Raw genomic sequence first — 21,341 nt, 5'->3', positions numbered from 1 at the left:
CTTTTGACACTTGTCGAAATGAATGCCCGGGAAATACCGTTTGCGCAACTTTTTCCGGAGGACAACATGAGCGATGCGCTGCTGAAGCCTGACGATCTATCCGATTTCGAGCAGCGGCTCCTCGCGTTGGAGGGCGCGGCAAAGCCGGTCTACGTTGCGGGCCAAGGACCCGCTGTCATCGTCATGACCGAGATGCCAGGCATTAGCCCGCACGTCGCGCGTTTCGCTCGCTGGGTGCGCGACGCCGGCTTCCGCGTCTACATGCCGTCGCTTTTCGGAAAGGATGGCGATGTTCCCGACGCCGAAACTGCGTCCGGCGTTTTTCGGCGCGCGTGCGTCACCGCTGAATTTCGAGCGCTCGGGGGCGGATCATCGAGCCCTGTATCCAACTGGTTGCGGGCGCTCGCGAGGCTGGCCCACGGCGAGAGTGGCGGGCCGGGCGTCGGTGCTATCGGCATGTGCTTTACCGGCAACTTCGCGCTGAACATGATGCTGGAGCCGGTACTGCTGGCTCCTGTCTTGTCCCAGCCGTCGCTCCCGTTGGACAATCCCGCAGGCATCGAGAGCTCCGCTGACGAACTGGCGCGAGTCCGTTCAAGGCTGGAACGCGAAGATCTGACCGTCCTTGCCTACCGGTTTGCGGGCGATTCATTTTGCCGCGCCGAACGGTTTGCCGCCTACCAGTCCGCGCTCGGCGATCGCTTCATTGGTCGCGTTTTGCCTGACACGGCCGCGAATACCGGGCCCAAGCCACCGTTCTTCGAGCAGTTCGTCAAGACGCCTCATAGCGTCGTCACAGTTCATCTTGTCGATGAGTCGGGTCAGCTCACTCTCGCAGCCCGGGACGAGATTCTCGCATTCTTTCAGAAGCGCCTGAAATCGGTACTCCCCACCATTGGGCATCGATGAACTTGTCCAATGAGAGCGTAGGAATTCAGTCAGCAGGATGCATGAATCTGCGATCACTGATCACGCTTGGGGACCCATTCTTCCGCGATTGAGTCCCAACGGTGGCTGTCGTCGAATTGTTTCCAGAGCGGCTGCCTTGGTTTGCTTTCAGCCTTCCGTCGTGTCGCATTGCGGCCGCTGAGTTGGACGACAAGCATGCCAGCCATCATCACCCATTCGCGAGCCTTATTTCGGGAGTTCCATTTGATTGTCGCGAACATCGGCTGCCTCCTTCAAAGTGAGAAGCCTTCGCCATTCAAGACTCGACCACGGACACAGGGATGTAAAGTACTTCACAGCCGCCAAGATCTTTGACACGAACCCGCGGCCCATAGAGGCGCCGCGAGGTCGGAGTTTCGGCGCTTCGGGCCGAGATCATCCAAACCGCCGAATTGAGACGTAGGGATTGGCAGGCGGGGACGGAAGAAGCTCGCGTCGCCCTTTGCGTCAGAGTCGCATCGGAGCCGCCCGCGATCCAGGACCAATTCGCGGTCCTGAGATTTGTGGTCTCAGAGGCGTACCCCGGTCGTAGCAAACGCTTGCGCGACGGGCTCCTGGACTCGATTCAATATCTCCATCCCCGCAATCGCGATCACCACGGCCGCGACGCAGCCAAGAAGAAAAGCCTTCATCCGCAGCCTCCTTCGATCGAACCGTCAAGCCAATTATACGACACGGCTTGCCGCGAGCAAACTCGTTGATTGCATCAAGGCACAGGCGGCCTACGGGCTCTTGAACATGGGATCGACGGAAAACGCATCACCCATCAAGCCAAGAGACTGAAGTGCGGCACGATTCAGATCGATTTCCAAAATCGCAAGAAGAAGCGCAAGCACGACGGCAATGAGGATCAGGAACGGCGAGGCGTCTCGGGAATCGGAGTATCGCGATCCATCAAGCGCACGCAAAGCGCGCAGTCGCGCCAGCATCTGCAGAAATGGCCGCGTTCGCCCCTGCATGCCGTCATCCTTGACGTGACCAAACAAAGATTAGTGTCCGGACCACCGGCATTCAAGCGGGATGCGCAAGGTTAGCCTGTTGCGACGCGCACTCCGGAACGGAATGCAGTGTCACCCCGTTTAGTACGCGCATCGGAGGATCCGACGTGAAATTGGCGACAGCGATTTTGTGCTTCGCAGCACTTTGCCTCTTCGAGAGTGCCTCCGCCCAACCCGCGCAAACCAACTCATCTGGGGCGCAAACCCGTCCCGAGGAGAAGGGCCAAGCACAGCCGCAAGGTTGGACGGGTCCAATCAATACGGGGTCGGGTGGTGCGCCCGCCGAAAGTCCCCAAGGTCAGAGTCCGCCTGGAATGCAGGCCGCGCCGGAAGGATCGTCCAAGAGCATGAGGGCACCAGCCAAGTAGATCGGTTCGGATATTCATCTCCAGTGGCTCTTCTGGCAATCTTGAGGGCGTGAATGTGACCAGGGCCGGTGAGGGTCAATGAGGTTACCTTTCTGCGCGCGTGGCGCCGCGGCCCTGTGGGCCATTTTCGCGGTATCATCCGTGCACGCCGACATGGTGGGACATGGCGGCCCCGTACGGGCCCTCGCTATTTCCCCCGATGGGAACGGCATCTTGTCCGGAAGCTTCGATACAGCCGCCATTCGCTGGTCTTTGAAGACGGATACGGCAGAGCAAGTGCTGCGGTATCATGCTGACGCCGTCAATGCTGTCGCCTTTCTGAGCGGAGGCCGCTTGGTCACGGCCGGCGCCGATGCACGGATTGCGGTATGGACGGCGGGCCGGCAGCGGCCGGATCGGGTGTTCGAGGGACATGGAGGTCCAATCGTCGCGCTTGCGGTTTCTCCCGATGGTGCGCTTCTCGCATCCGGTTCATGGGATCGGACGGTGCGACTCTGGTCGCTGTCGGACGGCGCGTCGCGCGTGCTCGAAGGTCATTCGCAGAACGTCAACGGTGTCGCTTTCACGCCGGACGGCAGGTCGCTCCTCAGCGTCGGCTACGATCTCACGTTGCGCATCTGGCGTTTGCCGGATGGCCAGCCTGAAGTCGTAACGTTGCCGGCGCCGCTCAACGCGGTGGCTGTGGCGCCGGATGGTGAAATCGTCACGGGCGCGGTCGATGGCACGCTGCGGATGCTAACCACCGACGGCAAGGTCAGCGGCGAAGTTGCGGCCGGTCCCACACCCGTGGTGGCCTTGACGATATCGGGAGACGGCACGTTGATTGCTGCGGCCGCCATCGGCGGCACGGTGGCGATCATCGATCGCAAGTCGCGCAGCCTGCTACGAACGCTGGTCGTGTCCGGCTTGCCGGTATGGTCGGTCGCCTTCCTTCCGGATCGAGAGACACTGATGACGGGTGGCGCGGACGGCAAGATCAGGCGCTGGAATGCGCGCACCGGCGATCCCATTGGTTCGAACCTCTTGGGAACGCCGGCCGATCCGCTCGCCGCCTATGCCGGCGATCCTGGCGCCGATGTATTTCGGGCATGTGTTGCCTGTCACACGCTGTCGGACAAGGAGGTTCAGCGTGCGGGCCCGACGCTTGCGGGATTATACGGCCGCAAGATCGCTTCGCTGCCGGGCTATCGTTTCTCCGAAGCGCTGAAGACGATGGACATCGTCTGGACGCCGGAGACGGTCGCAAAGCTGTTCGAGATCGGGCCGAATGCCTACACCCCCGGCACCAAGATGCCGGAGCAGCGCATCGGCTCGGCCGAGGACCGCCGTGCTTTGACCGACTTCTTGGGCCGCGCAACGTCGCGATAATTGCCGCTTCCGACCCCGCCAAGATATCCGCTTCGTCTAGTCCTTGCCATCGCGCTGGCGGAGATAGTCATCCGTCGTTCGCGGTGGCGTTCGTTCCGGCACGCCCTTGAAGGGATCGAATTGCTGTTCGCTCATGACGATGACGCGGCAGTCAGCGCACATCCGGAGTGCCGCGATCCGCTTGTCACCCGCCGGATACATCCAATGCCGGCCTTCGAGCTTGGCGGCGATGCGGTCGATCGTGCTCTTGACGCCGAAGGCCGTGCCGCAGCGGACGCAGAGTGCGGGCTCCTCTTCCTTGATAATCACGGCGGAGGCACGGGCCGCGCGGAAATCGATCTGCGGCTTGAGGCTGATGACTTTTTCCGGACAGGTGCTCTGGCACAAGCCGCATTGCACGCAGGCGTCCTCGACGAACTTCAGCACTGGCCGCTCGGGATCGTCGCGAAGCGCGCCGGTCGGGCAGGCCGAGACGCAAGAGAGGCATAGGGTACAGCCGCTGGTATCGACGCTGATTGCGCCCACAGGCGCACCCTGCGGCAGGGCGATCACGTCGACCGGTTTCGGCGCCAGGCGATGCAACTCGCTGAGCCCGAACCGCAAAAGGTCGCGCCGCTTGCCGACGGTCTTGAAGGTCGCGGGCGCAGCGACGGCCGCGAGCGTGCCGATAGCAGCCAAATGCTCGCCGAGCGCGTCGGGATCATCCGTTTCGATGGTGGTGACGCGGTGGCCCTCAAAGCCGAGGCCGCCAAGGATCGCTTCAGCCATGGCGATCGTCTGCGACAGTCCGGTCACATCGTGGCGCGGCTTTGCGCGCAGCAGGAACCGTACCGCCGATACGCCATAGGCAAAGGCGCCGACGACCGCCTCCAGCCCGAGCTGCGTGATCTCGTTGACGGCGAAGGGAAGCACGTTCGCCGGCAAGCCGTCGCCATGACGCGCCAGGGCATCGATCAGAGGCGTGCCGTGCGGGCTGTCATGAAAGAGCAACACCGCGTTGGCGCCATCGTTCTCGCGGTAGGTGAGCAGCATGGCACGAATTCTTTGAAGCTGCGTATCGGCGGGCGGCAGTGCATAAGATGCCGCGCCGGTCGGGCAGGCGGCGGCGCATTGGCCGCAGCCCGCGCAGATGTTCGGATCAATTGCGACATGATCGCCGACGGGCGTGATCGCCCCGGTTGGGCAGAGATCGAGGCAGCGATGGCAGCCCGTGCGCTTCGAGCGCGAATGGGCGCAAAGAGCGGGCGTAACGTCGACATATTTCGGCTTGTCGAAGCTGCCGACGAGGTCTCGCGCGGTCAGCACGGCGCGGAGCACGGCGGCGGGATCGTTCGGATCTGCGCGCAGATAGCCGTCGCGTAGCTCGTGGGCAGGAAACAACGGCATCCCGCCGGAAAGGTCGAGCACGATATCGCAGCGCGAGGTGACCCCGCTTCGCGGTGCGTCCAGCACGAAGCGATCACGCGAGGAGGGGCGGGGACGCGCATAATCGTCGATCGCAAGTTCGAAAGCGCCGAAATGTCCCTTTGCGGAGCGGATCGTGCCCTGCACGATCGGGAAGACCGTTGCGGCGGACGGCATCATCTCGTCGAACTGCTTCAGCATCACCGTGACGTCGAGGTGATCGGCAAGCAGGCGGCCGGCTTCGATCGCGGCCTCATCGCGCCCGTAGATCAGGACCACGCCCTCGCTCGACAAGGTGACGAGCGGATAGTCCGGGGCCGGGATGGAGGCGGATGCGAGCAGGGCAGCCATTTTCGCGCCGGCACGCGCGCCGTCGCGAGACCAGCCGGCGGTTTCGCGGATGTTGACGAAGCTGATCGCATCAGGCCGTTCGCCGGCCTCCTCAGTGAATTGCGCGGCCTGCTGCGTGCAGGCGATCGTCAGTGCGCCTCCAGCGGCGGCTGCGCTGCGGAAGTGATCGAGCTCCGCGCCGCAGAGATGGCGAAAGCTTTTGATCTCGCAGCTGGGACATCCACGCTGAATCGCGGCCGAGTCGAGACGCATCGTGTCTTCGCACGAGCAGATCAGGACGGTCTTGGATGGCTGCTCCAGGTTAACCCCTCCGCCAATCCGGTACCGACGACGGACTCGCGCCGGCCCTTCGCTTCCTATAGAACATTATCTATCGGGAAGAAAAGGAAAGCGGAGGACGGCCTGCCGTCGATCCCAGTCAGCCACGTTTCCCTGGTGGAACCGATCCACCTGCCGCCGCCGTTCACATTGGTGCGGCTGCGCGAGAGTGGCGACGCTTTTGCCCACGCATGCCGCATTGCACCGGAGAGCGGCGCCGGAACGCTCGTCTATGTCGGGCGCTTTGATCTGGCGGAGTTCGCCGTGGTGCTGGAGCCAGCCGAGCCCTTCCGTACGGCGCGGCGCGCGTTCTACGCCGGGATGGTCGCGCTCACCGATGCCTTGCGTGCCTACGCACCGCCGAGCAAGCCCATCACGATCGGATGGCCGGATGCCGTCAGGATCGACGGAGGGCTGGTCGGCGGCGGGCGCATGGGTTGGCCTCTCGCGGCCATTGAGGAGGAGCCGCCGCCATGGCTGGTGTTCGGCGCGATGATTCGGACGGTTGCCATGACTGACGAGCCGGGTGTCCACCCGCTCGCCGCGGCGCTCGAGCAGGAAGGCTTTGGCGAGGCTGGCGCGGCGCAGATCACGGAGAGCTTTGCCCGGCACCTGATGCTGGCATTCGATGACTGGCAGGCGGGCGGTTTTGATGGCGTCGCGCGCGAATATCTTTCCCGTATGCCCCGCGAACGGCAGACCGTTCAGCGCATCGACGATCGTGGCGATCTCCTTACGCGCCGGATTGGGGCGGGCGAGATCGAACGTGGCGACCTCGTGCAGGCGCTCGCGACTCCATCCTGGCTCGATCCGGCACTTGGAGGGCCGCGGCTGTGAAGCTCTTGCGTACTATCGCGCTCGATCCCTCCGACACCTTCGTGTTCGATGTGGCAGCGGAGCCGGGTGAATGGGCCGTCTCCGGTGCTTTCCGCTTCTGGGATTGCGATAGTGCGAAGCTCGAGGGCAAGGCGCGCGCGGCGTTTCGCGGCGGGTTCCTCGGCGTGCAATCCTGGGGCTGGTCGACGCTGGTGCAGATCGTTCCGGCGACCGAGGACGATTACCGCAGGCTGATCGATCTCCTTGCCAGGCAGCTCGTCGATCGTTTCGGTGCGCCGGACATGGCGACAGCGATGACGGCCGCGGAAGAGGAGGTGGCGTTCTCGCAGTCGCTGTGCACCCATCCCGTCAGCTCGCTTATTGCAGTGCACCGGGCTTCAAGCGGCGGCGAGGTCCGCGAGTCCTTCCGCCGACTAAAGCTCCGCGAAGGGCAGGGGCATGGCAAGGCGTTCTCGTTCATGGAAGTGGACGACGACGTCCAGCCTGACGGCGAGCTCAGGCTTGCGGATCTGGGCCGGGAGCCGACCGTCAGATGAACGATTTCTGGATCGCCTGCGGCCATCATTTGCTCGATCGCGACGAGGGCGGTGGGCTGTGCGTCACCGACGAATTCCTCAAGGCCTATTTTGCGCGTCCCGAGCTGATGCCGCCGGCCGATGCATGTCCGATCGAACGCCGGCTGCACCGCGAACTGCTCGCTGATCCGCGTCAGGCGGTCGGCGCCGACGAAATTGCCGCAATTTCCGATGCCGACGCCCGAGAGAACTGGCAATTCGTGCTGGCATTCCGCGATCTCCTGTTGCGGCATCCGACGCTCGAAGCCGCCTATCTTGCATCGGTACGATCGGGCGCGAACGACCTGCCGCCACTGTTCGTCAACCAGCTCGTACATGTCATCCTGCGCAACGCGCTCGACGGCTGCGACGATCCGTTCGTGCTGCGCGCGGCCGAGCTGTTCTTCCGGGTCCAGCGGATTCTGCCGCATGAGCAGGCCCTGCTGCTTGGCGACGAGGAGATCGTCGGCGGCCGGAGTCCGACCCCGGTGCTCTCCCTGATGTCGATGCTGGGTGCCACCACCGATGCGGTGCTCGATGTGTTGAGCGAAGAGAATGCCGGGGCCTATTGGCAGCGCAGCGACCAATTCGACATGGCCCTTGACCTCACGGCCGGCGGACGTGGACCAGCTGCGCTGGCGCAGGCGATGACGCGATGGATCTCCCACCTGCTTGGCCTCGACGTCACGATCGAGCCGCTGAGTGCGTTGCAGGAGGCAAAGCTCACCTGGTATGTCGGGCTCGATGCCGACGCCACTGGGGTCGGCGACCGTCTGTGGGACGGCGAGGAACTCGACCAGCGCAGCGCCGACCGGGTGCTCGCACTGTTCCGGCTGACTTTTGCGGATTCAAGCCGCGCGCATGACGATGTCCGGGACGAACCTATCTACCTGATCCTATCAATGACGGCGGATCAGAAGCTCCGGATGAAGCCACAAAATCTGCTGACCGGCCTGCCGGTGAAGCGCCTGGAGATGGTGACATGAGCCCGGCGGCATCGCCACTAGCGTCCATCTCCGTCGGCGTCGTCGTCGAGCGGCGCAAGGCCGACTCGCCCTGGGTTGACTTCGTCTGGCGCGGAATTGCCGTCCTGCCGGACGAGCCGGCGGCACAACCCTGGACCGTGCTCCGCGAGCAGGATGGCACGACCCTGTTCTATGCGGGAAGCGCGACCGTGGATCTCTATCCGTCCGAGACGGCGCGCTATCGTGACAATCTCGCCTCCGGCAGTCCGAGCATCTGGACTGTGCTGTCGCCCTCGGAAGGCGCCTGGCCCTATGCCCTTACTGCGGTTACCGCAGACCCCGCTGAGGGCGAGGGCTTTACCGAAGCCGCCGACAATCTCGTCGAGGCCGTGCCGATGCCGGAGGCGCTGCGCCAAGCAATTGAAAAGTTCGTGGCCGAACACCATGTCGAGCGGGAGTTCGTCAAGCGTCAGCGGCGCCGCGCTGATCCGGAGGCGCTGGCGCGCCGCGACCATGAAGGCGGACAGAAATGAGTGAGGAGGAGTTCCTTGCACGTTGGTCCCGCCGCAAACGCGAAGCGCGAGCGGAGCCGGCGAAGCCTGCCGCGGCGCAGCCCATGCTGCCGCCCGAGGCTAAGGACGATAGCGATTTCGATCTCTCGAGCTTGCCGTCGATCGACGAGATCAATGCTGCGACCGACATCACCGCCTTCCTGAGCAAGGGCATTCCACAGGAGTTGAGCCGTGCGGCTCTTCGCCGCGCCTGGGCGACCGATCCCGCCATTCGCGACTTCATCGGGCTTGCGGAGAATGCATGGGACTTCAACGACCCGACCGCAATGCCGGGTTTTGGGCCGCTGGATTGTTCGTCGGAACAGCTGGCCGCACTCGTCGATCGCATCGTCGGCGGGGTGCGCGAGGTGGTCCAATCGCTCCCCGAGGCGTCGATTGAAACAGCGGATACTTCGGCGGAATTGCGTCAAGCCGACGCGACGGCCGCATCGGATGGTGTCGAGACATCGGAGGCGAGGGAACAGCCGGCAATCTCTGTTGCGGTGCAACCGACAGTCGCGGACAGATCTGCGGATTTCGCTGAGCCCGTCAGGCGCCGTACTCACGGCGGTGCGCTGCCGCGCGAGCAGCACGACTAAAGGCTATAGGCTCAGGCTATGGACGGATGATTGACCATCCCTGGAACCGGGACTACGATCTCCCTAGCGCTTTGTTACCAAAGCAATAATCAAGCAGACGGGACTCGGATGGGAGGTCCACGTGCGTGATGACGGGCTTGATCGCGCAATCGATGCTGCAGGCGGCATTGCTCAGCTTGCGCGCAAAATAGGTATCACCCAACCCTCCGTGTCGAATTGGACCCGCGTGCCAGCACAACGGGTGGTTGCAGTCGAAGCCGCGACCGGCGTTGCACGCAACGATTTGCGGCCCGATCTCTACAGCGAACAAGCCGTATCAGCAGAGCTCGTCGATGCCCTCGATGCTGCGCGCGCGCAGGAATATGTGTTGCTAGCAACGTTGCTGTCCGCGCCGCCGTCGAAACGATTGCTCGAGCAGCTTGCGGCATTGAGTGGCGACGCAACGCCACTCGGCCGCGCGCATGCAGCGCTCGCCGACGTCGCCTCAAGCGCGGTCGCAGCGAAAGTCGAGCGCGAATATTTTGATCTGTTCGTGGGGCTCGGTCGCGGCGAATTGCTGCCTTATGCCTCGTACTATCTCACCGGCTTCCTCAACGAACGGCCGCTGTCGCGCCTGCGAGGAGACTTGACGACGCTCGGCATCGAGCGGCTGACCAACAATTCCGAACCCGAGGATCACGCCGCGATCATTTGCGAGATCATGTCGGGCCTTGCCCGCGGGCACTTCGGTGCCTCGCCAGAGGCACAGCGTGCCTTCTTCGAGAAACACGTATCGCCCTGGATGGGGCGGCTGTTCGCGGACATCGAGAGCGCCGGGAACGCCCATTTCTATCGGGCGGTCGGCGCGCTCGGTCGCACCTTTATCGAGATCGAGATGGAAGCATTCACATTCGCCAACTGACCGGCACGCGCAGGTCCAGGAGAGATGCGATGAGTGAAGACAAGAAGGCCACAGTGGGACGCCGCGACTTCCTGCGCAAGGTCAGCATCGGCACGGTCGGTGTCGGTGCGACACTCGCGACACCGTTGGTCGGGTCGGCGCAGGCCGACAGTGAGACCAACGATGAGAAGCGCAAGGCGCGCTACAAGGAATCCGACCACGTCAAGGCATTTTATCGCGTCAATCGTTATCCGGCCAAGGGAGGCTGACCGTGCTGATCAAGCGAACACACCAGCATTCCCCGCGCCACGGCTCCGTTGTCGAGTCCCTTGCGGGGCAGGCCGGCGGTCTCGACCGCCGCAGCTTCTTGCGCAAATCCGGTCTTGCCGGCGGTGCGCTTGCCGCGCTCGGCGCCCTGCCGGTCGGCAGCGTGCGCAAAGCGGAAGCAGCAATGGCTGGTCCGCTCACCGCAGGTGCGACCATCCGCAAGAACATCTGCACGCATTGCGCCGTCGGCTGCACGGTGACGGCCGAAGTCTTGAACGGCGTTTGGATCGGCCAGGAGCCGAGCTGGGATTCGCCGATCAATCGCGGCTCGCATTGTGCCAAGGGCGCCTCGGTGCGCGAACTCGTACACAGTGAGCGGCGGCTGCGCTATCCGATGAAGCTGGTAAATGGGCAGTGGACCCGCGTCTCCTGGGATTCCGCAATCAACGAGATCGGAGACAAGCTTCAAGCTGTACGTGAGAAGTCGGGCCCCGATTCCGTCTATTGGCTCGGCTCGGCCAAGATGACCAACGAAGGCGCCTACCTGTTCCGCAAGCTCGGTGCGTTCTGGGGGACCAATAACACCGATCATCAGGCTCGCATCTGCCATTCGACCACCGTGACCGGCGTCGCCAATACCTGGGGCTACGGCGCGATGACCAACAGCTACAATGATATCCGCAATGCGAAGACACAGGTCATCTTGGGCGGCAATCCGGCCGAAGCGCACCCGGTCTCGCTGCAACATCTGCTCGAGGGCAAGGAGCTGCAAAAGGCCAACTTTATCGTCATCGATCCGCGCCTGACGCGTACGGCGGCCCACGCGACCGAATATGTGCGGATGCGCCCTGGCACCGACATCCCGGTGCTCTACGGCATGATGTGGCACATTCTCCAGAATGGCTGGGAGGACAAGGAGTTCATCCGGCAGCGCGTTTACGGTTTCGACGACATCAAGAAGGAGGTTGAGAAATGGCCTCCGGAAGAAGTCGAGCGCGTCACAGGCATTCCCGGCGAGCAGCTCAAGCGCGTCGCCAAGATGTTCGCCACCGAGAAGCCGGCAACCCTCATCTGGGCCATGGGCCAGACCCAGAAGACCGTCGGCACCGCCAACGTGCGCGCAAGTTGCATTGCGCTCCTGATGACCGGAAATGTCGGGAAGGCCGGCGCGGGCGCAAACATCTTCCGTGGCCATGACAACGTGCAGGGCGCAACCGATGTCGGGCTCGATATCGTCACGCTGCCGTTCTACTACGGCCTCGCCGAAGGCGCCTGGAAGCATTGGTCGCGGGTTTGGGAGGTCGACTATGACTTCCTGAAGTCCCGCTTCGACTCCAAGCAGATCATGGAAACCCCCGGCATTCCGCTGACCCGCTGGTTCGAGGCAGTGACATTGCCCAAGGATCAGGTCGCGCAGAAAGACAACGTGAAGGCGGTGTTCGTGCAGGGACACGCCTCCAACAGCATCACCCGCATTCCAGAGTCCCTCAAGGGTCTGAAGGCCCTCGAGCTGCTCGTCATTGCCGACCCGCATCCGACGACCTGGGCCTCGCTCTCCGTCGAGGCGGGCCGCAAGGATGGCGTCTACATTCTGCCGGTCGCCACGCAATTCGAATGCAAGGGGTCGCGCGTCGCCTCCAACCGCTCGCTGCAATGGGGCGAGCAGATCGTGAAGCCGATCTTTGAATCGAAGGATGATCTCGAGGTCATCTATCTGATGGCGAAGAAGCTCGGCTTCGGCGACCAAATGTTCAAGAAAATCAAGGTCGAAAACAATCTTCCTGAAGCTGAGGATGTGCTGCGCGAGATGAACCGCGGCAGCTGGTCGACTGGCTATTGCGGGCAATCGCCCGAGCGCCTCAAGGCGCACATGAAGAACCAAGCCAAGTTCGACATGCTGAGCATGCGGGCACCGAAGGACGATCCCGAGGTCGGTGGCGACTATTATGGTCTGCCCTGGCCGTGCTGGGGATCACCTGAGGTCAAGCATCCCGGCACGCCGCTGCTCTACAACACCAATCTGAACGTGATGGACGGCGGCGGTACGTTCCGGCCGCGGTTCGGCATCGAGCGTGAGGAGAAGCTGCCGGACGGCACGACGCGGAAGGTGAGCTTGCTCGCGGACGGCTCGTACTCGTTGGGTTCGGGAATTCAGGACGGCTATCCGGAGTTCACGCTGGCGAGCCTGAAGAAGCTCGGCTGGGACACCGAGCTCACCGAAGCGGAAATGGCCGTGATCAACAAGATCAATCCCGCCAATCCGGACACGGTGTCGTGGGCGCTCGACCTGTCGGGAGGCATCCAGCGTGTGGCGCTGGCGCATGGCTGCGTTCCCTACGGCAACGGCAAGGCGCGCATGAATGCCTTCGGCTTGCCCGATCCTATCCCTGTTCACCGCGAGCCGATCTACACGCCGCGCGTCGACCTCGTCGCCAAATATCCGACGCTGCCCGACGCCAAGCAGTTCCGGATGCCGAATATCGGGTTCTCCGTGCAGAAGGCAGCGGTCGAGAAGGGAATTGCAAAACAGTTCCCGCTCATCCTGTCGTCCGGCCGTCTGGTCGAATATGAGGGCGGCGGCGAGGAGACCCGCACCAACCCGTGGCTTGCCGAATTGCAGCAAGACATGTTCATCGAGATCAATCCTGCCGATGCCGCCGAGCGCGGTGTCAAGGACGGTGGCTGGGTGTGGGTCACGGGTGCAGAGAACAATTCGAGGGCGAAGATGAAAGCGCTCGTCACCGAGCGCGTTGGCAAGGGCGTCGCCTGGATGCCATTCCACTTCGGCGGCTGGTTCGCGGGCAAAGATCTTCGCGGCAATTACCCGAAGGGCACCGACCCGATCGTGCTGGGCGAAAGCGCCAACACGATCACTACGTACGGATACGACCCCGCGACGGGCATGCAGGAGCCCAAGGTCACTCTCTGCCAAATCGCGGCGGCTTAGGAGTAACGACGATGGCACGTATGAAATTTCTCTGCGACGCCGACCGCTGCATCGAGTGCAACGCTTGCGTCACCGCCTGCAAGAACGAGCACGAGGTGCCCTGGGGCATCAACCGGCGTCGCGTTGTGACCATCAATGACGGCAAGCCGGGCGAACGCTCGGTCACGATGGCCTGCATGCATTGCACCGATGCGCCGTGCGCTGCGGTGTGCCCGGTGAACTGCTTCTACACCACCGCTGACGGCGTGGTGCTGCACTCCAAGGATCTCTGCATCGGCTGCGGCTATTGCTTCTACGCCTGTCCGTTCGGCGCGCCGCAATATCCGAAGGTCGGAAATTTCGGCTCCCGCGGCAAGATGGACAAGTGCACCTATTGCGCCGGCGGTCCGGAGGCGGACGGCAGCAAGGAGGAATACGAGAAATACGGCGCGAACCGGCTGGCCGAGGGCAAGCTGCCGCTGTGTGCCGAAATGTGCTCGACAAAATCGCTGCTCGCAGGCGACGGCGAGATCATCGCGCAGATCTACAAGGAGCGTGTGATGAAGCGCGGCTACGGTTCGGGTGCCTGGGGGTGGAAGACGGCCTATCGCGAGACGATTGAATCCTGACGAAGGTCGCGCGAACATTGAGGAGGAGCTCATGGTGTCGTTTGCAAAACTCGTTCGGGCGGCTGTCGGGGCCGGTGCTTTACTCCTCCTCATTGTGGCAGCTCCGGCACCGGTAGGCGCCCAGCAGGTCAATCCGACCGCAAGCTCGGTCAAGGAGCAGCAGCTCTTGCAGGAGCTGAACCGGATCCAGGGCCGCGTCAGCATCCCTGATCAGAGGTCCGGCGTTCTCGAGCAGCCGCAGGGGCGGGAATGGCGCGAGTTCCACAATGTCACCCTGCGCTGGATCGGCGGCATCGCGATCATCGGCATGCTGGCGGTGATCGTGATCTTCTATCTCACTCGCGGCATGGTGCGCCTCGAAAGCGGACGGTCCGGCCGCACCATCGTGCGCTTCAACATCTATGAGCGTTTCGTGCATTGGATGACTGCCACCTGCTTCATCATTCTGGCGATCTCTGGACTGAACATCACCTTTGGGCGACCGCTGCTATTGCCGCTGATCGGCTTCGAGGCCTTCTCCGAATGGTCGCAATGGGCAAAGTACGCCCACAACTATCTGAGCTTCCCGTTCACCATTGGGGTCGTTCTAATCTTTCTGATGTGGATCGGCGGCAATATTCCGAACAAGGTGGACGTCGCGTGGATGAAGCGAGGCGGCGGCATCGTCGGGCATGATCATCCGCCGGCCTACCGCTTCAACGCCGGCCAGAAGGCGATCTACTGGATCGTCGTGATCGGCGGCGGTCTCGTCGCTGCGAGCGGCTATGTCCTCATGTTCCCGTTCTACACGACGGGGATCGAAGGCATGCAGCTGGCCCAGATCGTCCACTCCATCGTGGCTGTGCTGTTCGTCGCGGCGATGATCGCCCACATCTATATCGGCACCATCGGAATGGAAGGTGCGTTCGAGGCCATGGGCTCGGGCGACGTCGACGTCAATTGGGCCCGCGAGCACCACCGTCTCTGGCTCGACGAGCAGACGGCGCGAACGGGGCCGAACGACGGACAGCCTCAACCCGCGACCGCGGCGGCCGAGTAAGGCAGACTGCCTGAAAGCGGAGATGCGTTCTACTGAGCCGGCTCTCTCGCAAACAGGACAGAGCGGTCCTGCATCTCCAGCTCAGGCAGCTTGCTGGCCTGACCGGTCTGCAGTTCCTTGATGGATGGCATGCTGCTCTGACCGATATGCAGCACGTGCGATTTGAGCACGCTGCTGGCGGCACCGGCGAGAAGCAGGGCTGCGATGAGCGAGGGCATGAGACGTTTCATGCGTATCTCCGTCTGCCATTCCACCCGACACGAGGGATACACCTCAACCGTCTTGCACGGTGTGAGCCACTTCACAGCCAGCGGTTCCACAGTCGTCGGCTTGGCCCGCGCAGCGAGGCCCGCGCGGGTAGGAGCCCGCAGAGTGGCTGATACCGCGCGAGGCTTCGCGAGCAAGTTACGGAATTGTTCCGTTTCAGCCGGTCAGCGATTTGCGGTCAGTTGCTGACGGTATCGCTCGGCATCCCAATTCAGCAGCGCGCACTCGTTCTGCCGCGTCAGATAGCGAACCTGCGCGGTCAGAGGTAGGCGGCCGGTCACCAGGGCGAGACAGCTCAGCATCGCCTCGGCGCCGTCGCTCGCGTCCTTGCGAACGATGCAACCGAGACCTGGAACGAGCAGCGCGACCGGCTGCGGCAGCCCGTCCGGCCGCACCAGCGATTCCTGGGCGCGAAGATCCTGGCCTTGGTCCAGAACGGGTAGGGCCGGACCGAGGAAGACCACATGGTCCGGATAGAGCGAACCGTTGGTCGCAATGGCGCGCCTGTAAGAATCGATTGCGATGCTATGAGATCGCGGATCCTTTGGCAGCCGATACTCTGTGCCGCCGCAGATTGAACGAAGCGCGTCTTGATCTGCGCCAATTGCGGAGCGCGGCGCAAGCGCGAGGCGGCTCTCGACCTCGTCGACCAGCGCCTCTGCGCCGGCACAGGTCTTGGCGCCGACCACCAGGCCATGATTGCCGAGGACCAGTACATCTACTCTGTCCTGCGCCAGCGCATGGTCTACGGCCTTGGCCAGTGGCAGTCCCGGATGATGATAATCGAGCCAGCGCCAGGCCAGTCCATCCAGTCTCTCTGCGAACTCCGCGCGCGCATCGGTCCGCACCGCCCAGGCGATGGTGTTGACCGAATGGACGTGCAGCACGACCGGATGCGGCATGAGCGCATGGAGGGAGGTTTCGATCGAGGCGCGCAAGGCCGTGCCGGCGCCAGGCGCGAGGGGCACCCGTTCGTCGCCTTGCGACAGCGCCGCGCGTGCCGCACCGAGCGACACCGGCACGAAGATGTCCTTGTGCTCGGCATCCGCAAGCCAGGTGCCGGAGGCCTTCACCCACAGCAGGTCGTCATGCTTGATCGAGGAGTTGCCGCCGGCACCTTGGACTAGGAGGATGTTGCGGCCGACGCGCGCCGACATGCGGCGAAGCTCATGGAGCAGGGCAGGTTGCTGTTGCATCGCGCGCCTCTCACCAGGCCAGATGGTCCATCGTCCAGTGCGGCATCCGCGCATCCGCGCCGGGCGGTTGTCGTACCAATTCACCCGGCGTCTGATCGCGGTGCACGCCGGACCTAAGCAGCAGTGTCAGCATCCCGGCGCGGCGGGCGCCGGCGACATCGTGGTCGAGGCTGTCACCGATCATCAGCACGCGCGCCGGATTCGGTTGGCCCAACCGTTCGAGCGCTGCCGTAAAGATCGGCGCGTGCGGCTTGCCGACATAGGCCACACGGCCGCCCAGCGTTTCGTAGAAGCCAGCCAATGCGCCGGGGGCGGGGATCAATCCGGCGGCGCCGAACATTGCGAGGTCGGGATTGGCGCACAGCATCGGCAAGCCGCGTGCAGCGGCTTCAGTCAGGCATGCGCGCCAGTGCTCGGGCTCGGCGACGGCGTCGTCGAGACCTGCGAGTAGGATGAAGTCGGCCTTGCCAACGTCTGCGACGAGATTGAGGTCGAGCCCATCGACGATCGCATGATCGCCGCCGCGAGCGACCAGGAGGCAGGTGCGGCCGAATGCGATGAAGGGCTGCTGCGCACGCGCCTTCAGGCCGTGCCAGGTGACCTCACCGGACGTCAGGATGCCGTCATAGGCGTCCGCTGGAAGGCCCAGCGAGGCAAGCCGTGCCGCGTTGCTGCTCGCGCGCTTGCCGGAGTTCGACAGCACAAGCACGCGCTTGCCGGCCTGGCGCAGCCGCACAACGCAGTCGCGCGCCAGGGGAAAGACGGCCTGGCCTTCGTGCAGCGTGCCCCATTGATCGAGCAGCACGTGATCGAAGCGGTCCGCGATCATGGCGAGACCTTCGATGTCGATGATATCGGCCATCATGGCGGGCCGCCTTGCAGTGCCAATAGCGCCGCGCCGTAACTTGCCTCCGTCTCTTCGGCAACGCTCACGGGAACGCCGAGGGCGTGCCGCCTGATCTCGGTCCAAGCCGTGTTTTTCGCCCCGCCGCCGATGCTGATGACGCGTCGCAGCCTTGGCGCTCCGAGCTCGGCCAGGCGCCGATAGGCGAGGGTTTCGATCCCGGCGATGCCTTCGAGTAGCGCCTGGAAGAAGCGATGGTCGTCCGCTGGGCGCGGCGCGACCCTTGCCGGCAACGCTGGATCGGCGATTGGAAAGCGCTCGCCGGGCTTGGGCAGTGGGTAGTAGTCGAGCCCGGTCGGCGTCTCCGGCTGCAATTGCGGTGTCAATCGGTCCATATCGGCGGCGGTGAAATGCGCGAGCAGTGCTCCGCCTCCGGAATTGGAGGCGCCGCCTGCGAGCCAGCGCTCGCCAAGCCGGTGCGAGTAGACGCCCTGATGGGCGGCGAAAATCGGCCGGGTCGCCAGCAGCTTCACGACCAGCGTCGTTCCGAGCGAGGTCACGGCATCGCCGGGTGTATCGGCGCGGGTCGCGATGAAGGCGGCGACACCATCGGTGGTGCCGGCCGCGATGCGCACTGCCGGTGACAGGCCCAGCGTGGCTGCGATTTCGGGATCAATATCCGCAAAGGGGGTTCCCGGTACCAGCACCTTCGGCAGCAGTTCGCGGGATACGCCGAGCTCGTCGAGCCAGGCTGGCCAGGTGCGTGTCACGGGATCGTAGCCGAGCTTCAGGACGTTGTTCTCATCGCTGATGCCGTGACGTCCGGCGAGCCGCCCCGCGATCCAATCGGCCTGATGCACGGCAAAACGCGCCGGGCCCGCTTCCGCACGATCCGACAGATACAGCAGCTTCGCCAACGCGCTGCTCGCGCCGTGCGCACCGCTGTCCGCGGGGGCCACGGCCCCAATGCGGGCGGCCTCCGCTGCCGCGCGCGCATCGTTGTACATCAGCCCCGGCGTGCAGGGCCGACCCGCGGCGTCGATCATCAGCAGCGTGCCTGACGTGCCGTCGACGCTGACGCGCTCGACGGCCTGGAGATCGATCGTGCGGCCGAGCTTGCGGATCGCGACAGCCGTCGCATCCCACCAGAGTTCCGGATCCTGATCGATCGCGTTGCCGGTCTGTCGTGGCGGGGGAAGAGGCGCCGATTCCATTCCGAGCTTGGCGCCGCGCGCATCGACGGCGCAGGCGCGAACGCCGCCGGTTCCGACGTCGATGCCGAGGAACACGCCTGCCATTCGACCTCCACAGCGTGATGGCAACCACTGCTGATAGCGCAACAAGATTGCACCGCAGCACGTTTGGGGGATTGACGTTCCAATCCGCCTCTGCAATTTTTTGCAAGACGTGAAGAAAATTGCAAGCGGGCTTTTCCGGCGTGGCGATACCTTCCGACAGGCTGCCGATGGTTGACGGTGAGGCGTCGCTCGCAACGCGGGCGGCGTGGCTCTATTTCGCCGCCGGGCTGACCCAGTCCGAGGTCGCCGATCGCCTCAACATCCAGAGCACAAAGGCGCACCGGCTGATCGCGCGCGCGAGCCGCGAGGGCATGATCCGCGTCTTCGTCGAGGGGCCCGTGGCCGAATGCGTCGCGCTGGAGAACACATTGGCCGAGCGCTACGGCCTTTCTTTCTGCCGCGTCGCGCCGGATCTCGGCGAGGGCGACCTGCCGCTGAAAGCGCTGGCGCTCGAAGGCGCGAGCTTCCTGCGGCAGGTCCTGGAGCGCGGCGAGGACAAGATCATCGGCGTCGGTCACGGCCGCACGCTCGCCGCGGTCGTCGAGCAGTTGCCGCAGACGCCGGCGCGGGACGTTCAATTCGTCTCTTTGCTCGGCGGATTGACGCGGAAATTCGCCGCAAATCCGTTCGACGTGATTCATCGGCTGGCGGAGCGTACCGGGGCGGAGGCTTATCTTCTGCCGGTGCCGGTGTTCGCCAATTCGGTCGCCGATCGTGCCGTGTTGATGAAGCAATATGGCATCGCGGACGTGTTCGCGCTCGCGCGCAAGGCCTCGCTCCTATTCGTCGGCATCGGACAAATCCATGCCGAAGGCTTCCTGGTCTCGAGCGGCATGATCAGGCCGGACGAGGTCGTCGAATTGAAGCGTGCCGGCGCTTGCGCCGACCTGCTCGGACATTTTTTCAACGCCGATGGCGAAGTGCTCGACATCGACCTGTCGGCGCGCGCGACTTCGATGGAAGCGACAGACCTCAGGAAGCATCGCATCGTCGCCATCGGCGGCGGGCTGGCCAAGGTCACGGCTCTGCGCGCGGTGCTGCGCAGCCGTCTCCTGCACGGCCTCATCATCGACGAGGCGACCGCTCAGGCCCTCGCGACGGAAAAGCCGGAGGCAACATCCGGCAAGACTACCAAGACCAGGAATAAAGGTCGGAAGGGAAAGTAAACGCTCATAACGGGAGGTTGCTCATGTACGATCGCGAGAAGAATCTATTCGATTCCTACGCCGCCAAGCGCATCAGCCGGCGTGATCTGCTGGATGGTGCCGCAAAGCTCGGCATTGCCGGCGTTGCCGCCAACTCCGCCTACGTCGCCGCGATGTCGCGGGCCATGGCGGCGGACTTCAACTGGAAGGCCTATAGCGGCAAGACCGTCAAGCTGCTGTTGAACAAGCATCCCTACGTCGATGCGATGATTGGCGATATCGAAGCCTTCAAGTCGCTTACGGGGATGAACGTCGCCTACGATATCTTCCCGGAGGATGTCTATTTCGACAAGGTCACCGCGGCGCTGTCCTCGAAATCGGACCAGTACGACGCCTTCATGACCGGCGCCTACATGACCTGGACCTACGGTCCGGCCGGCTGGATCGAGGATCTCAACGCCTATATCAAGGACCCCGCAAAGACTAACCCGGCCTTTGCTTGGGACGACGTGCTTCCCGGCCTTCGTTCCTCGACCGCGTGGGACGGCGTTGCCGGCTCCGAGCTCGGCTCGGGCAAGGCCAAGCAATGGTGCATTCCATGGGGTTATGAGCTCAACAACATCACCTATAACCGCAACATCTTCGACAAGGTCGGCGTCAAGCCGCCGAAGAATCTCGACGAGATGCTCGATGTCGCCGCCAAGATCACGAAGGATGCGGGCGGGCCTTATGGCGTCGGCGTCCGCGGCTCACGCTCCTGGGCCACGATCCATCCCGGCTTCCTCTCGGCCTACTCGAATTTCGGCCAGAAGGACTTCGTGATGGAAGGCGGCAAGCTGAAGGCAGCCATGAACACCAAGGCCTCCAAGGAGTTCCACGAGAAATGGGTCAAGATGATCCAGACCTCGGGCCCGAAGAACTGGTCGACCTACACCTGGTACCAGGTCGGCACGGACCTTGGCGCCGGCGCCTCCGGCATGATCTTCGACGCCGATATTCTCGGCTACTTCATGAATGGCGGCGAGAACAAGGAGAGAGGACATCTCGGCTACGCGCCGTTCGCCGCGAACCCAGCCGCCAAGGCGCCGACGCCGAACGTCTGGATCTGGTCGCTCGCGCTCTCCAGCTTCTCCAAGCAGAAGGACGCGGCCTGGCTGTTCATGCAATGGGCAGCCTCGACCGAGCACGATCTGTTCGGAGCCCGCAAGATGGATTTCGTCAATCCGGTGCGCGCGTCGGTGTGGAAGGACAGCGAATTCCGTGACCGCATCGCGAAGTCCTATCCGGGCTATCTCGAGCAGCATGATCTGTCGTCGCCGGGCGCCAAGATCTACTTCACGGCCCAGCCGTTGTTCTTCGACCTGACGACGGAATGGGCCGCCTCGCTCCAGAAGATGGTGGCGAAGGAGGTCAGCGTAGACGAGGGGCTCGACAAGCTAGCCGACAGCATCAATCGTCAGCTCAAGCAGGCAGGCCTTGGCTGACTTTGCCGCCATCGGCGCCTCGCGTGGTGCCCGATTCCTCCGCGCCACGCCAACCCGCCGGTTCGGAACGCCCAACCGATCCGGGCCGGCGGTGTTGAAGCCAAT

Annotated in this window: 22 protein-coding genes; 14 read left to right on the top strand and 8 right to left on the bottom strand. The window is 63.6% G+C overall.

Annotation, left to right across the window (positions count from 1 at the left end; genetic code table 11):
• Positions 1-66: 66 nt before the first annotated feature.
• Positions 67-909 carry a dienelactone hydrolase family protein gene (locus tag BLV07_RS16795; protein ID WP_091887519.1) on the top strand — a complete coding sequence of 281 codons (843 nt, stop codon included), beginning with the start codon at positions 67-69 and terminating at the stop codon, positions 907-909.
• A 53-nt stretch (positions 910-962) separates the two neighbouring features.
• Here BLV07_RS16795 and BLV07_RS46280 read toward each other — a convergent pair whose 3' ends face one another.
• The 3 genes from BLV07_RS46280 to BLV07_RS16790 all read right to left on the bottom strand — a co-directional run bounded on the left by BLV07_RS46280 (position 963) and on the right by BLV07_RS16790 (position 1,877).
• Entirely contained in the window at positions 963-1,169 is a 207-nt protein-coding gene (locus BLV07_RS46280) for a hypothetical protein (protein ID WP_143035437.1), read from the bottom strand.
• A 288-nt stretch (positions 1,170-1,457) separates the two neighbouring features.
• A complete protein-coding gene (locus tag BLV07_RS49740) occupies positions 1,458-1,580 on the bottom strand; it encodes a hypothetical protein (RefSeq protein WP_283806521.1) in 123 nt (40 codons plus the stop codon).
• Between the two features lie 90 nt (positions 1,581-1,670).
• The gene (locus BLV07_RS16790) at positions 1,671-1,877 is read right to left on the bottom strand and encodes a hypothetical protein (RefSeq protein ID WP_091887788.1); all 207 of its coding nucleotides are present in this window, start codon (positions 1,875-1,877) and stop codon (positions 1,671-1,673) included.
• A gap of 515 nt (positions 1,878-2,392) precedes the next feature.
• On the opposite strand from BLV07_RS16790, the gene BLV07_RS16785 reads away from it, so the two are divergent.
• Entirely contained in the window at positions 2,393-3,682 is a 1,290-nt protein-coding gene (locus tag BLV07_RS16785) for a c-type cytochrome (RefSeq protein WP_176945583.1), read from the top strand.
• A gap of 36 nt (positions 3,683-3,718) precedes the next feature.
• Here the strand turns inward: BLV07_RS16785 and BLV07_RS16780 are convergent, their stop codons facing one another.
• Positions 3,719-5,689, bottom strand: coding sequence for a 4Fe-4S binding protein (locus BLV07_RS16780; protein WP_091887515.1), 1,971 nt, complete (start codon positions 5,687-5,689; stop codon positions 3,719-3,721).
• Positions 5,690-5,872: 183 nt separating this feature from the next.
• On the opposite strand from BLV07_RS16780, the gene BLV07_RS16775 reads away from it, so the two are divergent.
• From BLV07_RS16775 to BLV07_RS16730, 10 genes are all read left to right on the top strand, one after another.
• Positions 5,873-6,592, top strand: a complete 720-nt coding sequence (locus tag BLV07_RS16775) for a biotin/lipoate--protein ligase family protein (protein WP_244551129.1) — start codon at positions 5,873-5,875, stop codon at positions 6,590-6,592.
• On the top strand, positions 6,589-7,128 hold the full coding sequence (locus BLV07_RS16770; protein WP_091887511.1) for a DUF6505 family protein: 540 nt from the start codon (positions 6,589-6,591) through the stop codon (positions 7,126-7,128). Before BLV07_RS16775 ends, BLV07_RS16770 begins: the two co-directional genes overlap by 4 nt.
• Positions 7,125-8,132, top strand: a complete 1,008-nt coding sequence (locus tag BLV07_RS16765; protein ID WP_091887509.1) for a DUF6352 family protein — start codon at positions 7,125-7,127, stop codon at positions 8,130-8,132. Before BLV07_RS16770 ends, BLV07_RS16765 begins: the two co-directional genes overlap by 4 nt.
• Positions 8,129-8,644, top strand: coding sequence for a DUF3305 domain-containing protein (locus BLV07_RS16760; protein WP_091887507.1), 516 nt, complete (start codon positions 8,129-8,131; stop codon positions 8,642-8,644). The genes BLV07_RS16765 and BLV07_RS16760 overlap by 4 nt, the downstream gene beginning before the upstream one ends.
• Entirely contained in the window at positions 8,641-9,261 is a 621-nt protein-coding gene (locus BLV07_RS16755) for a DUF3306 domain-containing protein (protein WP_091887505.1), read from the top strand. Before BLV07_RS16760 ends, BLV07_RS16755 begins: the two co-directional genes overlap by 4 nt.
• Before the next feature lie 121 nt (positions 9,262-9,382).
• Positions 9,383-10,162 carry a molecular chaperone TorD family protein gene (locus BLV07_RS16750; protein ID WP_091887504.1) on the top strand — a complete coding sequence of 260 codons (780 nt, stop codon included), beginning with the start codon at positions 9,383-9,385 and terminating at the stop codon, positions 10,160-10,162.
• A gap of 29 nt (positions 10,163-10,191) precedes the next feature.
• Positions 10,192-10,410, top strand: a complete 219-nt coding sequence (locus BLV07_RS16745) for a twin-arginine translocation signal domain-containing protein (protein ID WP_091887502.1) — start codon at positions 10,192-10,194, stop codon at positions 10,408-10,410.
• 2 nt (positions 10,411-10,412) lie between these two features.
• Entirely contained in the window at positions 10,413-13,355 is a 2,943-nt protein-coding gene (locus tag BLV07_RS47580) for a formate dehydrogenase subunit alpha (RefSeq protein WP_091887499.1), read from the top strand.
• 11 nt (positions 13,356-13,366) lie between these two features.
• Positions 13,367-13,963 (top strand): formate dehydrogenase FDH3 subunit beta, encoded by a 597-nt coding sequence (fdh3B, locus tag BLV07_RS16735; protein ID WP_091887497.1) that lies wholly within the window; start codon positions 13,367-13,369, stop codon positions 13,961-13,963.
• Positions 13,964-13,994: 31 nt separating this feature from the next.
• Positions 13,995-15,002, top strand: a complete 1,008-nt coding sequence (locus BLV07_RS16730; RefSeq protein WP_091887495.1) for a formate dehydrogenase subunit gamma — start codon at positions 13,995-13,997, stop codon at positions 15,000-15,002.
• Positions 15,003-15,031: 29 nt separating this feature from the next.
• Here the strand turns inward: BLV07_RS16730 and BLV07_RS16725 are convergent, their stop codons facing one another.
• From BLV07_RS16725 to BLV07_RS16710, 4 genes are all read right to left on the bottom strand, one after another.
• Positions 15,032-15,232, bottom strand: coding sequence for a hypothetical protein (locus BLV07_RS16725; protein WP_244551128.1), 201 nt, complete (start codon positions 15,230-15,232; stop codon positions 15,032-15,034).
• A gap of 201 nt (positions 15,233-15,433) precedes the next feature.
• The gene (locus BLV07_RS16720) at positions 15,434-16,465 is read right to left on the bottom strand and encodes a class II aldolase/adducin family protein (protein ID WP_091887493.1); all 1,032 of its coding nucleotides are present in this window, start codon (positions 16,463-16,465) and stop codon (positions 15,434-15,436) included.
• A gap of 10 nt (positions 16,466-16,475) precedes the next feature.
• Entirely contained in the window at positions 16,476-17,330 is an 855-nt protein-coding gene (locus BLV07_RS16715; RefSeq protein ID WP_091887492.1) for a TIGR01459 family HAD-type hydrolase, read from the bottom strand.
• On the bottom strand, positions 17,327-18,607 hold the full coding sequence (locus tag BLV07_RS16710; RefSeq protein WP_091887490.1) for an FGGY-family carbohydrate kinase: 1,281 nt from the start codon (positions 18,605-18,607) through the stop codon (positions 17,327-17,329). The genes BLV07_RS16715 and BLV07_RS16710 overlap by 4 nt, the downstream gene beginning before the upstream one ends.
• A gap of 167 nt (positions 18,608-18,774) precedes the next feature.
• Between BLV07_RS16710 and BLV07_RS16705 the strand changes: the two genes are divergently transcribed.
• Both BLV07_RS16705 and BLV07_RS16700 read left to right on the top strand, forming a co-directional pair.
• Entirely contained in the window at positions 18,775-19,773 is a 999-nt protein-coding gene (locus BLV07_RS16705) for a sugar-binding transcriptional regulator (RefSeq protein WP_091887784.1), read from the top strand.
• A 23-nt stretch (positions 19,774-19,796) separates the two neighbouring features.
• A complete protein-coding gene (locus BLV07_RS16700) occupies positions 19,797-21,236 on the top strand; it encodes an extracellular solute-binding protein (RefSeq protein WP_091887488.1) in 1,440 nt (479 codons plus the stop codon).
• Positions 21,237-21,341 lie beyond the last annotated feature (105 nt).

This window comes from Bradyrhizobium sp. Rc2d (assembly GCF_900099855.1).
Classification (GTDB): Bacteria; Pseudomonadota; Alphaproteobacteria; order Rhizobiales; family Xanthobacteraceae; genus Bradyrhizobium.
This window is presented reverse-complemented; position numbering and strand designations above follow the sequence as displayed.